The sequence below is a fragment of the Paenisporosarcina cavernae genome (assembly GCF_003595195.1).
Classification (GTDB): Bacteria; Bacillota; Bacilli; order Bacillales_A; family Planococcaceae; genus Paenisporosarcina; species Paenisporosarcina cavernae.
Genome location: NZ_CP032418.1, coordinates 2062490 through 2076625 on the forward strand (window position 1 = coordinate 2062490; position 14136 = coordinate 2076625).

Below are 14136 nucleotides of genomic sequence, written 5' to 3' on the forward strand. Positions count from 1 at the left end.
GTACCTTAAAACTTTATTACAAATGTTTGAAAGCCTAAATTTCTAACATACAAGTACAAGTGCAATAACAATACACCATTTGAGATATTTATGAGTTTTCTTGACTTGTTCGATTTGAATTGACATTTTCATTATAAAATATTTTTATTAGCTATAGGTAAAAGCTTTGCAGGCATTTTCTCATGTAACTTCCATGTGAAGCTTACAGGGCTGCTACCTTCATGCTTTACATAATCGGCAGTGCCCAAGAAGGTAAATGGAGACGTATATCCATCTTGTTTCTTATATTCTCTAACAAACAATGCAATTTTACTTCCAGTTTTAAGATGATTTATATATCTTTGTGCAGTGGGGCTAGACTCTGAAGTACGGCTTTGAGACTGCCAATAAAACAAGAAATCACTTATTGCGTAGTCTTCATACATTGTTGACACAGAAAAATCTTTGTCTGATTTATTTAACGTCACCATAAAGATATCAATTTTCTCATCAGAGAAATATTTTACTCCTTCACGGAATGCTGGTTTTTTATCATCATTATAATAATTAAAAGCTGCTAAAATTTGATCGGTTGAATAGTGCGCATGCACTCTCAAAGGATTAACGGTACCTAGTCGATGAGAACGTTCAACAAAGTCTAATTGTTCATATCGGTACATGAGCACTTGTAGTACCTCAACTTTTAAGTTCTCTGAATGGAATACTGTCTTAACTCCTTGTTCCATTGATGTAAAACCTTCTTCAAGAGGAGGTGCTTGGAAAAGAGAATAATAAAGCATTCCAACCATTCTCTTTTCTTCCATGCCCGTGGCGATACCTTCATTTATAAACCTAATATAAAACTTTAAAATGTCAGCCGAGTCCAAGTGAAAGAAGTTTTGTATTCTCTTCTTTAACAACTCCTCATGTTTTGATTGATAGTCGCTAACCAAGCCAGCTTCAACCTTCATTCTTTCAAATAAACGGTTTTTTGAAGTTCCATAAAAATCCGCTAAACTTAAGTGATAATACTTTAAAAATTCGCTTAGCGTTAGCTTTCTTCCGGTATCTGCTTCAAAATTTTTCATTTTATTAATTAAGACTTGTTTAGAATTTTTTGTAGCTTTTATATTACGTAAAATATATTCCTTAGCTTGCTTTTCTAATAAAATTTCACTACCCCTAGGTGTATGTGTAAAACCATCTTCTACGAATTTTCGAATAGAATGTTTAGTACGCCCGACTAAAGCTCTTAATTTTTCTTCAAATGGGTAATCTTTATGAGCTTGTCCAATAAAGTCTAGTACAGTTAAACATTCTTTATCATCACTTAATCGTAATCCACGACCTAATTGCTGTAAAAAAACCGTAATACTTTCTGTTGGTCGTAAAAATAAAATTGTATTAATTTCAGGTATATCTACCCCTTCATTATATAAATCAACAACAAAGATAAATTTTATCTCCCCTGACTTTAATTTATTTTTAGCGGATGTTCTCTCTTCGTCTGAAGAATCTCCATGTAACGCAATACTAGATATACCTTTTTCCGCAAAAAAATTGGCCATATACGTAGCATGCTTTATAGATACACAAAATCCTAAACCCTTTATTCCCTCAACACTTGTTACATATTTCTTTAAGCTTCTTATTATTAATTCACTTCTAACGCGATTGTCAGTATATACATTTTCCAGGTCCCCATGGTCATACCCTCTCCTAGACCATTTCATTGTAGATAAATCAACTGAGTCCGAAACTGCAAAATAATGAAAAGGACTTAGCAACTTACGATCAATAGCTTCAGTTAATCTCATTTCAGCTGCTATATAATCATCGAAATAAGTAAGAACACTATCGCCATCCATACGTTCAGGTGTCGCTGTTAATCCAAGCAAAATTTTCGGACGATAATAAGCCAGGAGCTTTCGATATGAAGGAGCTGCTGCATGATGAAACTCATCTACTACAATATAATCATAAAATTCTGGAGTCGTATGAATGTCCATCCCCTTGCTATTCCAACTTTGTATACTCATAAATACGTGATTCAGAGTTTTAGGTTTATGTTTACCAACAAACATTTCCCCAAAATTTTGATCTTTTAAAATAGCTCTAAAGGTAGTAAGACTTTGTTTTAATATTTCTTCCCGATGAGCAATGAATAAAAATTTTGATTGAGGATTCTTCTGATAGTATCTTTTAAAATCAAAAGCTGAAATAACTGTTTTCCCTACACCAGTCGCTGCAACAATTAAATTACGATACCTGCCATGGGTTTCTCTTTCGGCTTCTAGTTGATCTAGAATTTCTTGTTGATACGAGTAAGGGTGTACATCCAAAACATATAATCCGCCTGGTTCTGCGACTAATAGTTGTTTTGACAATGACTGTTTTAAGGCATTCAAACTTTCTGGATCATCAATATTTAACTTCTTGAAATCAGCATCATTCCAATAACTTTCAAAAGTAGCTTCGAATTTGCGTATTACATCTATCGAATCTCTTTCGGTTACTTTTAAGTTCCATTCAAGACCTGAGGTAAGTGCTGGATTCGATAAGTTGGAAGAACCTATGTATGCTGTACTAAATCCTGTTTCCCTTTTAAACAAATATGCTTTAGCGTGCAGTCTTGTTCTGTTTTTATCATATGAAATACGAATTTCTGTATTTGGCAATTTACTCAATTCTTCAATGGCCTTATAATCGGTCGCCTCCATATATGAAGTTGTGATTACTCTGAGTTTACCCCCTCTTTCTTGAGTGAAGTAACGTAGTTCTTCCATTATGATTCGAAGTCCTGACCACTTAATAAAAGAAACAAGCCAATCAATAGAATCAGATGTAGCAATCTCTTTCCTTAATTCTTCTAGCATATTTGGTTCATAATGTGACCCCGTAAAAAGTGAAGTTTGGGAAAGTGAAGTAATGGGACGTACAACTTTTTCTTTTCTAAAAGCTCTTACAGTATTTAATTTGCTATAAACAGCTGTTAAAACTTCTCCTTGTTCTTCGATACGTAGTTCTTGAAATTCTTCATCATTTAATGACAAACTTAATGAATTTATCACATCATTACATGCACGTATCTGACGTAATAAAACCTCACTGTCTTTATCAGAGTCTTCTCTCATAAAACTTAGGGCTTTTCTTGTAACTGTCGAGATATAAGTTGAAAGAAGTTTTCTAGTTTCCTGTGCATCTAGCTTTTCAATATCAATTGTATATTCATCGATTGAAAGATCTGCTAATTGGCTCTTTACCTTTGAATTTATAATTTCTTCATAAATTCCTTCTTTCAATATCTCCACCACTTTCTTATTAATTGTTATTTATTAAAAAACTTAACTAATTGATTTCTACTTGGAGTCTGCAATGGAAATCTCAAGTAGCTAACTCCCATATTTAGAATATATGTATCTGTTAAAACAAGTGCCAGTACAAAAAACAATCGTGATTATTCAAACATTCATGAATGTTTAAACTTTCATAATAGTTCCGTGCACTGGCACCTTAAAAGGAATTCCTATTACCTCAATTCCAACCACGCGACTGCTTCGCAATGAGTTGTTTGCGGAAACATATCTACTGGTTGCACTTCTTTTGTTTCATATCCACCGTCTTCGAGTATGCGGAGATCTCTTGCGAGTGTTGCTGGATTACAAGAAACATACACAATCTTCTTCGGTCGTTCGGTAATAATCGTTTGTAATAACGTTTCGTCGCATCCTTTGCGCGGTGGATCGACGACTAGTACGTCTGCTTTCACTCCTTGTTTGTACCAATTAGGTATCACGACTTCTGCGGGACCCGCTTCAAATGTCGCGTTCGAAATACCATTGATAGCCGCATTCTTTTTGGCATCTTCAATCGCTTCTGGAACAATTTCAACACCGTACACGTGCTTCGCATTTTTTGCTAGGAATAAAGAAATCGTCCCGATTCCGCAATATGCATCTATAACGGATTCTCCACCTGTTAAGTTTGCGTACTCTAGTGCTTTTCCGTATAACACTTCCGTTTGAACGGGATTGACTTGATAAAACGATCTGGCGGAAATATCGAATTTCACGTCGCCAATGGTATCTGTAATCGTGTCTTTTCCCCAAAGGGTGAGTGTTTCATTTCCAAAAATAACGTTCGTTTTTTCGCTATTCACGTTTTGAATGATGGATGTTACGTCTGGTACAATGCGTCGAACCGCTTCTACTACTTGCTCTTTTTCGGCCCACTTTTTCTTTTTCGTAATGAGCACGACCATGATTTCTCCCGTCGCAAAGCCTTTTCGAATGACGACATGTCGAAGCATCCCGCGACCTGTTTCTTCGTCGTATGGCATGACTCCGAGTTTTTCGAATTCGTTCGTTAAGGCTTGGAGTATATCATCACCTTCTGGTTGTTGAATGAGACAAACATCGGTATCGACAATTTCGTGGGTACGTGTTTTATAAAATCCGCTTACCATTCGACCGTTTTGCGTGCCGAAAGGTATTTGCGATTTGTTTCGGTAACGCCACGGATTTTCCATTCCAAGGACGGGATGTACTGGCACATGAGGAAGTTTCGCAATACGGTCAATGACACTCCGTACCATGGAATGCTTCATCGCAAGCTGTCCTTCGTATGTTAAATGCTGCACTTGGCAGCCTCCGCACACATGAAAGACAGGACATGGTGGCTCTACTCGATTTTCAGCTGGTTGGACGATTTCGAGAAGTTTTCCAAAGCCATATTTTTTTAACGTTTTCACGACATGAATACGGACAGTTTCTCCGGGTAAACTTCCAGGAATGAAAAGCGGGTAGCCCTCGACTTTCGCAACTCCTGATCCGTCATGTGTTAAATCTTCTATATAAACATCAAGTTGATCATTCTTTTTGACTGGTAAAGACATGTTCGTTCCTCCGTTTCACTTGCCTTATTGTAGCACAGAAAAAAAGCCTGAATGCGATATGCATCCAAGGCTTTGATAGATTATTTTTCAGCTGGTCCGTTCATGGGTGCTACCCAAAACGCCAGAATAATGGTTCCGATTAGTACAACGAATGGTGCGACAAATATTAAGAATTCGGTCATGGGCTTTGCGCCTCCTTAAGCATGATAGTCTTCCTTACCCTGTACATAGTCTTTATTAAACACAAATAATCGAAATACTAAGTACAGAGATGGGATGAGAAGTCCTAGTCCCATCAAAAAGGCTATGATCAATGAAATCGCCATTGCAGGATTGGTGAAGCTATCGTAAAGCGTTAAATATGGATACAGCAAGTAAGGGTAGTGGGACACGCCATAACCAAAGAACGCGAGCGCAAATTGTCCCGCGAGTAATCCAAAGGCAACGCCGTAACTTCTGCGTTTCCATAATAGATAGACAGTTCCTACGAATAGAAGGAACGATAAACCGAACACCCAGCCAAGATCGACAATGCGGTTAAAATGCTCGCTATTGTGCGCGCGAAGTTCTACGATAATACCGGATGCTGTAATCATCGTTGGCAGTGACCAAATAAGCGCATACTTCCGTAAAAGTTCCGTTGCTTTAACATCTCCTGCTTTGCTCGCATACCACGTTAGAAACACGGCGGAAATGTACAGGACCGCAGCTAAACTTAGAACAACGATCGACCAAGTTAAAGGACTTGTAAATAACTCGAAATAATCGAGGACAGGTTTTTCATTCACCATATCAATAAATCCACCTTCAGAGATCGTTAGCACGATGGAAAGCGAAGCGGGAATGAATAACCCAGATAGTCCGTACATAAAAGTGTAACCTTTATGACCGATTGAGCCGTATGTCGCAAATGCGTAGTACGAACCACGAATGGCGAGCAATACAATCGCAATACTAGCTGGAACAAGTAAGGACGTTCCGTAGTAAAAGGCTGTTTTCGGGAAAAACCCAATGACGCCGACAAAGAAAAAGACTAAAAAGACATTGGTCACTTCCCATACAGGTGATAAATAGCGTTGAATGACAGTCGTTAAGACATGCTCCCGTCCAAATATCACGTTGTATGCGTTGAAAAAGCCTGCACCAAAATCAATGGAGGCAATCATGACATACCCAAATAAGAAAAGCCACAAGACGGAGATTCCGATGATTTCTAACGTCATGAGAAGTCACCTACTCTTTCTTTTTCGCGGTCAGCAATTTCTTGTTCGACTGGGTTCTTTCGGAACATTCTGCGTAGTACCACGATACTACCGACACCGAGTACTAAATATAAACCAGCGAACAACATCAGCATTAAGTCCACTTGACCACTTGAAGTTGCAGCATCTTCCGTTCGCATAATCCCTCGCAAGATCCATGGTTGTCTACCTACTTCTGCAAACCACCAACCCGCTTCAATGGCAATCACTGCAAGTGGTCCACCTGCGACCATCAAACGGAAATAGTTTTTCGAGTGGACAAATTGCCATTGACGCCATCTGCCGAGTACATAGATCAGTGACACTAAAATCATGAGAGAACCAATTCCCACCATCACTTGGAATAAGTAGTGAATGTAAAGCGGTGGAATGTCTTCTTCTGCGAATTCCTCTAGCCCAATGACTTCTGCAGTAGGATCATTGTGCGCGAGAATCGATAATGCGTACGGCACTTTAATCTCGTATTTTACTTCGCCGTCATCTAATACGCCGAATAAAATCAAGCCTGCTCCTTCTTCTGTTTCAAAATGCCACTCTGCAGCAGCTAATTTTTCAGGTTGATACTCGGCTAAGTATTTTCCTGAGAAATCCCCGATGATTGCTGCACCGATTGAGAAGATCAGTCCAAGTTTCATCGTAAGAAATAGCGCTTTTTTATGGTATACATGATTCGAACCTTTTAAAAGTCTGTAAGCTGCGATCGATCCAAGCACAAATGCTGACGTCATGTATGCCGTAATCACAACGTGTGCCACTTTCGTAGGCATTGCAGGATTTAGCATCGCCAAAATAGGATTAACGTTGATGAGTTCTCCGTCTACTAAATCGAATCCTTGTGGAGCATTCATAAACGCATTCACGATGGTAATGAATACTGCAGAAAAGGATGCACCGAGTGCGACCGGTATAAGGAGTAGTAGATGCTTCTTTTGATCCTCAAAACGGTCCCACGTATATAAATAAATTCCTAAGAAAATTGCTTCAAAGAAAAACGCAAAGGTTTCCATGAAAAGCGGCAAAGCAATTACGTTTCCTGCAAGCTCCATGAAATTTGGCCAAAGTAAAGATAGCTGCAAACCAATGGCGGTACCTGTTACGACACCAACTGCCACGGTAATGACGAACCCCCTTGCCCAGCGTCTCGCTAGTAGTATGTAGTGTTCGTCATTTTTCTTAATCCCAACCCACTGCGCAATCATAATCATCAAAGGTATACCGACGCCAATCGTCGCGTAAATGATATGAAACGATAACGTCAGTTCCGTTAATGCTCGACTAAAAAATAATGCTTCCTCGTTGTTCACACTCATTCCCTCCTCGTTAGCTAAAAATCCGTCCAATAATGGATAACAGCATAATTGCCGCCACCACAAAAGCGAGGCCAATCAATTTCTTCTCTTGTTTTTTATACATAACCTCACCCTCCTTACCTACATCATACCCTATATGGAGTGAAATCAACTTGTCAGAAGGGGCAAATTTGGAACACCGTTGTGAAGGAATTGTGACTGATTAGATGCTCGAAATAAATTACAGCAATGTTGGAATTTGTGGCTTGCTTTCATTCCAAACAGCTGACTCATTTTTCGTAGAGATAGGCTTCTTAAATGAAAAACCAGCAAACCATGGTTTTCCTGTGGCTGCTGGCTACTATAAGTATGTTATGGTCTGTCTTGTTCTCGAATGTCCTCGATTGGAACAAATACTTCTATATGGCGACGTAAGTTCGTGAATTCCGCTGGGATAATCCCACCAAATTCCCCGTCTAAATTTAGTTGGACACGATCACTTGAAGTGACACGAATTTTACTCGCTTTTTTGTACATCACAAGCGGATCATTTAAATGTTCTCCGCGAAGTGCTAAAGAGACAAGTCGGATGAATTCTGCGATGTTACATTTACGCAAAATAAGGAGTGTAAACTTTCCGTCATTCACACTGGAATCTGGCGCGAGTTTTTCAAAGCCACCGACGGAATTTGTTAATCCAACGAGAAACATCATCGCTTCCTCTTCGAATACTTCATCGTCATATTCAATGCGCATTTGTGATGCTCGAATGGAAGGCAGCATTTCTGCACCTTTCAAATAGTAGGCAAGCTGACCAAGCACCGTTTTCAACTTACTCGGTACTTCATACGTCAGTTCCGTCAACTTACCGCCACCTGCTATGTTTATGAAATGACGGTCATTCACTACTCCGACATCCACTGGGATACATTCATCTTTTAAAATAATATCGAGTGCCTTTTCAATATCCCGCGGAATTCGTAGAGCTCGCGCGAAATCATTCGTTGTGCCCATTGGGATTAATCCAATTTTTGGACGCTTCGGATAAGGACTAACTCCTGCCACCACTTCGTTTAACGTCCCGTCTCCACCAGCCGCAATAATGAGATCGAATCCTCGTTCAACTGCCTTCGCAGCAGCTTGTGTGGCATCTCCTTCACACGTCGTTGCGTGACACGACGTCTCATAGCCAGCAATTTCTAATCGTTCTAATACTTCTGGCAAATGTTTTCGAAACAATTCGCGCCCTGAAGTTGGGTTATAAATAATTCGTGCACGTTTCATACACATTTCCTTCCTGATTTACAAATACATCCTCCATAAAGGACTCTTTTACTTTGATAAAAGTTTCCACGTCCATGGAAAGAAGCCCGCAATATGCCGGCTCCATTTTCTTCATTATAAACCAATGCATTCTAAGCAACAATTATGACTCGTTTGAAAGTGCCTCAGAAAACCTTTTACGAATATCTTCGTAAACAAGTTGCCAGTAATGATTGTTCGATACATAGTCTTTTGTTAATTGACTGAAAAGTGCTTGTTGTTTTTCTGCGAATGAAGGATCATCTGTTGAAGGGAGGGAGTCTTTCATTTCCAAGACAAGCTTTTGAAGTTCAGGCGCACGTGGGCCCCATGTAGTGAGTACTTTCCCGTCCTGATTCATGAGCAAGTAGACCGGAATCGAACGTCCGCCGTTTGTTAAATAGCGATCCATTAAATCGAGTGTTTGGTCTCGATATACCACCCGCACGTCAATGGACGCTGCTTCTGCCACTTTTCGTAAAATTGGATTGTTCAGCATTGCATCTCCACACCAATCTTCTGTAATCACAAGAATGTGCGGATTCGTATTTTGCAGCAAGTCTATAAATCCATCCTCTTGTGGGACTTTAAAGGCGTCATAAATTTGATGACTATTTTCTTTATGTTTTTCCATGCTGTTCATATACGATTCAAGTGAAATTGCTTCTTTAAAATATTGTTGTTCTGTTTTCATGTTAAAACCTCCTTGAAAAAAGTGTACTCTTCCATTGCCAGTCTATCAATTAGTTACATTTTGGAAATGTGTCGTAATTATAAAGGCTTTGAGGAGTTTGATGAAAAGACCGATTGACAATGGGCTATCGGAGGCATAATGTTAACTATTAATTAGAAATAAAAAATTCATAGGAGTTTATGATGAAAGCTATTAAGAAACGAATGAAATTTTCACCACCACTCGTTATCGCCGGAAGTTTTGCTTCCTTAATTTTTTTAGGAACACTTCTGTTAAAAACCCCATTCGCTACGACACATGCTATTTCTTGGACAGATGCTTTATTTGTTGCTACATCTGCCACAACAGTTACTGGGCTAAGCGTATTTGATCCGGGAACTACTCTCACCACATTCGGTGAGATTCTTTTGTTGATTCTCATCCAATTTGGAGGAATCGGATTAATGACATTCGCAGTGGCAGTGTTAATGTTGTTTGGAAAAAAAGTAGGTTTTCAAAACAGAATTTATTTACAAGAATCGTTTAACCAACAGTCTGTAGGTGGAATGATTAAACTTGTAAAATTAATTTTTATTTTCGTTTTTTCCATCGAGGCGGTCGCAACACTCCTTCTCGCCTTACATTGGATGCCGCGATTTGGTCTCGGACATGGATTATACTTGGCTTTGTTTCATGTGGTTTCCGCCTTTAACAATGCGGGATTCTCTTTATTTCCAGACAACTTAATGCAATTTGCACACGATCCAATTGTGAACTTAGTACTCTCTGGGCTATTCATTTTAGGTGGTCTAGGATTTACCGTTGTGATGGATTTACATTATAAAAAATCGTTTCGTGAATGGTCTTTACACACGAAAATTATGATTGTGAGCACGATTGTCGTAAATGTCATTTCCATCCTCACCGTCTTTTTACTGGAGTACGCAAATCCAGCTACACTTGGTGCGATGAGTCTTCCTGAAAAATTAATGGCCTCATATTTTCAAGGAGTCACGCCAAGGACCGCAGGATTTAATACGATCAATTACGGAGACATGCATAACTCGACGTTGTTATTTACCATGCTCCTCATGTTTATCGGTGCAGGAAGTGCCTCTACTGCATCTGGTATTAAATTGACGACATTCATTATTGTACTTTTAACGACGATTGCTTTTTTAAAAGGTCGAACGGAACCAGAAGTTTTTGGACGAAGCATCAAAATTGAAACCGTCATTCGTTCGCTAGCAATTACAACCATTAGCTTGTTGCTCGTGATCTTTTTCATTTTTTTACTTACCGTTTCGGAAAAACTGTCGTTTTTACCACTTGCATTCGAAGTCGTTTCTGCATTTGGTACAGTAGGATTGTCCATGGGAGTCACCAATCAAATATCAGACCTTGGGGAAGTTTTTCTAAGTATTGTTATGTTTGTTGGACGAATTGGCCCGTTAACACTCTTCTTTTTATTAATGAAAGTGAAAAAAGTAAACTATCGATATCCTTATGAACAAGTGCATACTGGTTGATGGTTGAAAGAGGCGATTTAATATAAATCGTCTCTTTTTGATGGGAGAGGAATATTCGGTTGTTGTTTTTGATTTCGGGTTGGAGTCTGTTCTGATTGGGTTATTGTTCTTGATTTTGGGTTGAGGAGATGTCGAATTGGGTTAATGTTTGCAGAAAGACATAATCCTCATTGAGTAGAAATGCATGATCAAATCTTCAAGCTAGAATGGAATCAGATATTTCATTTTATCAATAAGAAAAAGACTGTAAGCAAACGCAACATTTGTGCGCTTGCTTACAGTCTATATTTCTTATCTTTTCGCAATTTCTTCGAGTAAAATTTTGTTGACCATCGGTGGATTCGCTTGGCCCTTTGTTGCTTTCATGATTTGTCCGACTAAGAATCCAATTGCTCGATCCTTTCCGTTCTTATAATCCTCAATGGACTGTGGATTCGCATCCAATGTTTCAGTCACGATTGTGCGAAGTGCACCTTCATCTGAAATTTGTACGAGTCCTTTTGCCTTCACTACTTCGTCAGCAGATCCACCATTTTCCACTAACTCCTTGAACACTTTCTTCGCAATTTTAGAAGAAATAGTGCCATCGGAAATTAATTTCACCATGCCAGATAGGTTTTCAGGCGTTAGCTTCGTATCATGCAGTTCCAATTGTTCTGCGTTAAGGTATGCGGAGACATCTCCCATTAACCAGTTCGAAGAAAGTTTCGGGTCTGCACCGTCTTGAATCGTTGCTTCAAAGAAATCGGACATTTCTTTGGAAAGTGTTAATACGGCTGCATCGTATGCAGGTAACCCTAATTCATTCACATAACGTTCTTTACGAGCATCTGGAAGTTCTGGAATGGACGAACGAACACGGTCTTTCCAGTCTTGGTCAATCACTAAATCGACTAAGTCTGGTTCTGGGAAGTAACGATAGTCATCGGATCCTTCTTTGACACGCATTAAAATGGTTTTACCAGTTGACTCATCATAACGACGTGTTTCTTGAAGAATTTCTCCACCAGCAAGAAGTACTTCTTCTTGTCGAACTTGCTCGTGTTCTAATCCTTTCCGAACATATGTAAACGAGTTCAAGTTTTTGAGTTCCGCTTTTGTACCGAATTTCTCTTGACCGTATGGACGTAAAGAAATATTGGCATCACAACGTAAAGAACCTTCTTCCATTTTACAGTCAGAAACGCCTGTGAACTGGATAATGGAGCGGACTTTTTCTAAGTACGCGTAAGCTTCAGCTGGTGTGCGAATGTCAGGCTCGGAAACGATTTCAATTAGCGGTGTGCCTTGACGGTTGTAATCGACCAATGAGTAGCCACCATCTGTATGCGATAACTTCCCTGCATCTTCTTCTAAGTGAAGACGGGTGATTCCAATACGCTTTTTGTAGCCATCTACTTCAATTTCCACCCAGCCATTTTCACCAATCGGTTGATCGTATTGAGAAATTTGATACGCTTTTGGATTGTCCGGATAAAAGTAGTTTTTTCGATCAAATTTCGTGTTTGTTGCAATTTCACAGTTTAGAGCCATTGCAGCCATCATGCCGTAGTCGATTGCAGTCTTATTTACGACAGGTAGTACACCTGGATAGCCAAGGTCGATGACATGTGTGTTTGTATTTGGTTCTGCACCAAAATGTGCAGGTGAAGGCGAAAACATTTTGGAATCTGTTTTTAATTCTACGTGAATTTCTAATCCAATAATCGTTTCAAAGTTCATGCATGTGCACCTTCCTTCATGCTTGGTGTTTGTAAATGAAAGTCAGTTGCTTGCTCGAAGGCATGTGCAACGCGGTAAATCGTCGATTCATCGAAGTGTTTACCGATAATTTGTAACCCAAGTGGTAACCCTTCAGAGAATCCACAAGGAATCGAAATAGCAGGTACGCCTGCTAAGTTTACAGGGATCGTTAAAATATCATTTGCGTACATCGTTAACGGATCGTCTATTTTCTCGCCAACTTTAAAAGCAGGAGTAGGTGTTGTCGGTCCAATGATGACATCAAATTTTTCAAATACGGTATCAAAATCTTGTTTGATTAGCGTACGGACTTGTTGTGCTTTTTTATAGTAAGCATCGTATGAACCAGCGCTCAGCGCAAATGTTCCAAGCATAATACGACGTTTTACTTCATCCCCAAATCCTTGAGCACGAGTTTCTTTATATAATTCCATTAAGTTCGAGACGTTATCGGCACGGAAACCGTAACGAATACCATCAAAACGAGCTAAGTTAGATGATGCTTCAGAAGAAGAAATTAAATAATACGTTGCTAAACCATATTTTGAATGTGGTAGCGATACTTCTTCCCAACTTGCTCCAAGCGATTCCAATGTTTTTAAGGCTTCTAGGACCGCATTTTTCGCATCTTCCCCTACACCATCGCTTAAGTACTCTTTTGGAACCCCGATGCGTAACCCTTTCACATCTCCAGTTAATGCGTCAACAAAAGAAGGTACGTCCACATTAGCAGAAGTGGAATCGTGAGCATCAACACCAGAAATGACTTCTAATAGACGAGCATTATCTTCAACGTTTCGAGTGATTGGTCCAATTTGATCTAAGGAAGAAGCAAATGCGACTAATCCAAAACGAGATACACGGCCATATGTTGGTTTCATTCCTACAACACCGCAAAATGATGCGGGTTGACGAATAGATCCACCAGTATCAGATCCTAATGAGAAAGGTACTTGACCAGCTGCAACAGAAGCTGCTGAAGCACCAGATGAACCTCCTGGAACGCGGTTTAAATCCCAAGGATTGCGCGTTTTTTTATACGCAGAGTTTTCGTTAGAAGAACCCATGGCAAACTCGTCCATGTTTAATTTCCCAACCGTAATCATGCCAGCTTCTTTTAACTTTTTCACAACCGTTGCATCATAAATTGGTTGGAAGCCTTCTAGAATTTTGGAAGCACACGTTGTTTCCAATCCTTCTGTTACGATGTTGTCTTTTACACCGATGGGCATACCAAATAGTGGTGATCGGTTTGCTGCATCCGATTGATCCATTTCGTTTGCTTGTTCGAGTGCTTTTTCTTTGTTTAACGCTAAAAATGATTGGACGTTTTCGTCTGTCTCATCAATCGTTTTGTACGTTTCATTTACTATATCTGAATATGTGCGTTCTCCAGCACGAATTGATTCTTGTAATTCACGCGAAGTTAAGTGGCGGTCTATCATTCTTTTTTCCTCCTACCTTT

General features: G+C 39.4%; 10 protein-coding genes. 1 reads left to right on the forward strand and 9 read right to left on the reverse strand.

The window, feature by feature from the left end:
• Window positions 1-131: 131 nt before the first annotated feature.
• From D3873_RS10675 to D3873_RS10700, 7 genes are all read right to left on the reverse strand, one after another.
• A complete protein-coding gene (locus D3873_RS10675; protein ID WP_205536299.1) occupies window positions 132-3284 on the reverse strand; it encodes a DEAD/DEAH box helicase in 3153 nt (1050 codons plus the stop codon).
• A gap of 224 nt (window positions 3285-3508) precedes the next feature.
• Entirely contained in the window at window positions 3509-4873 is a 1365-nt protein-coding gene (gene rlmD / locus D3873_RS10680; protein WP_119884008.1) for a 23S rRNA (uracil(1939)-C(5))-methyltransferase RlmD, read from the reverse strand.
• A gap of 80 nt (window positions 4874-4953) precedes the next feature.
• Window positions 4954-5055, reverse strand: coding sequence for a cytochrome bd oxidase small subunit CydS family protein (cydS, locus tag D3873_RS13695; RefSeq protein ID WP_420798988.1), 102 nt, complete (start codon window positions 5053-5055; stop codon window positions 4954-4956).
• 15 nt (window positions 5056-5070) lie between these two features.
• The gene (locus D3873_RS10685; RefSeq protein WP_119884009.1) at window positions 5071-6096 is read right to left on the reverse strand and encodes a cytochrome d ubiquinol oxidase subunit II; all 1026 of its coding nucleotides are present in this window, start codon (window positions 6094-6096) and stop codon (window positions 5071-5073) included.
• Complete coding sequence (locus D3873_RS10690; RefSeq protein ID WP_119884010.1) at window positions 6093-7439, reverse strand: cytochrome ubiquinol oxidase subunit I; 1347 nt, start codon at window positions 7437-7439, stop codon at window positions 6093-6095. Before D3873_RS10690 ends, D3873_RS10685 begins: the two co-directional genes overlap by 4 nt.
• Before the next feature lie 357 nt (window positions 7440-7796).
• Entirely contained in the window at window positions 7797-8708 is a 912-nt protein-coding gene (locus tag D3873_RS10695) for a diacylglycerol kinase (RefSeq protein ID WP_119884011.1), read from the reverse strand.
• A gap of 142 nt (window positions 8709-8850) precedes the next feature.
• Window positions 8851-9420, reverse strand: a complete 570-nt coding sequence (locus tag D3873_RS10700; protein ID WP_119884012.1) for a thioredoxin family protein — start codon at window positions 9418-9420, stop codon at window positions 8851-8853.
• Window positions 9421-9599: 179 nt separating this feature from the next.
• On the opposite strand from D3873_RS10700, the gene D3873_RS10705 reads away from it, so the two are divergent.
• Entirely contained in the window at window positions 9600-10928 is a 1329-nt protein-coding gene (locus tag D3873_RS10705; protein WP_420798989.1) for a TrkH family potassium uptake protein, read from the forward strand.
• Between the two features lie 291 nt (window positions 10929-11219).
• Here the strand turns inward: D3873_RS10705 and gatB are convergent, their stop codons facing one another.
• Together gatB and gatA are read right to left on the reverse strand one after the other, a co-directional pair.
• Complete coding sequence (gene gatB / locus D3873_RS10710) at window positions 11220-12650, reverse strand: Asp-tRNA(Asn)/Glu-tRNA(Gln) amidotransferase subunit GatB (protein ID WP_119884014.1); 1431 nt, start codon at window positions 12648-12650, stop codon at window positions 11220-11222.
• The gene (gene gatA, locus D3873_RS10715) at window positions 12647-14116 is read right to left on the reverse strand and encodes an Asp-tRNA(Asn)/Glu-tRNA(Gln) amidotransferase subunit GatA (protein WP_119884015.1); all 1470 of its coding nucleotides are present in this window, start codon (window positions 14114-14116) and stop codon (window positions 12647-12649) included. The genes gatB and gatA overlap by 4 nt, the downstream gene beginning before the upstream one ends.
• Between the last annotated feature and the right edge of the window lie 20 nt (window positions 14117-14136).

What these genes read in the sequence shown, in the direction of transcription:
- D3873_RS10695 (WP_119884011.1), bottom strand. Translation starts at nt 8,708, where the DNA reads ATGAAACGTGCACGAATTATTTATAACCCAACTTCAGGGCGCGAATTG.
- rlmD (WP_119884008.1), bottom strand. Translation starts at nt 4,873, where the DNA reads ATGTCTTTACCAGTCAAAAAGAATGATCAACTTGATGTTTATATAGAA.
- D3873_RS10685 (WP_119884009.1), bottom strand. Translation starts at nt 6,096, where the DNA reads ATGACGTTAGAAATCATCGGAATCTCCGTCTTGTGGCTTTTCTTATTT.
- gatA (WP_119884015.1), bottom strand. Translation starts at nt 14,116, where the DNA reads ATGATAGACCGCCACTTAACTTCGCGTGAATTACAAGAATCAATTCGT.
- cydS (WP_420798988.1), bottom strand. Translation starts at nt 5,055, where the DNA reads ATGACCGAATTCTTAATATTTGTCGCACCATTCGTTGTACTAATCGGA.
- D3873_RS10700 (WP_119884012.1), bottom strand. Translation starts at nt 9,420, where the DNA reads ATGAAAACAGAACAACAATATTTTAAAGAAGCAATTTCACTTGAATCG.
- D3873_RS10705 (WP_420798989.1), top strand. Translation starts at nt 9,600, where the DNA reads ATGATGAAAGCTATTAAGAAACGAATGAAATTTTCACCACCACTCGTT.
- gatB (WP_119884014.1), bottom strand. Translation starts at nt 12,650, where the DNA reads ATGAACTTTGAAACGATTATTGGATTAGAAATTCACGTAGAATTAAAA.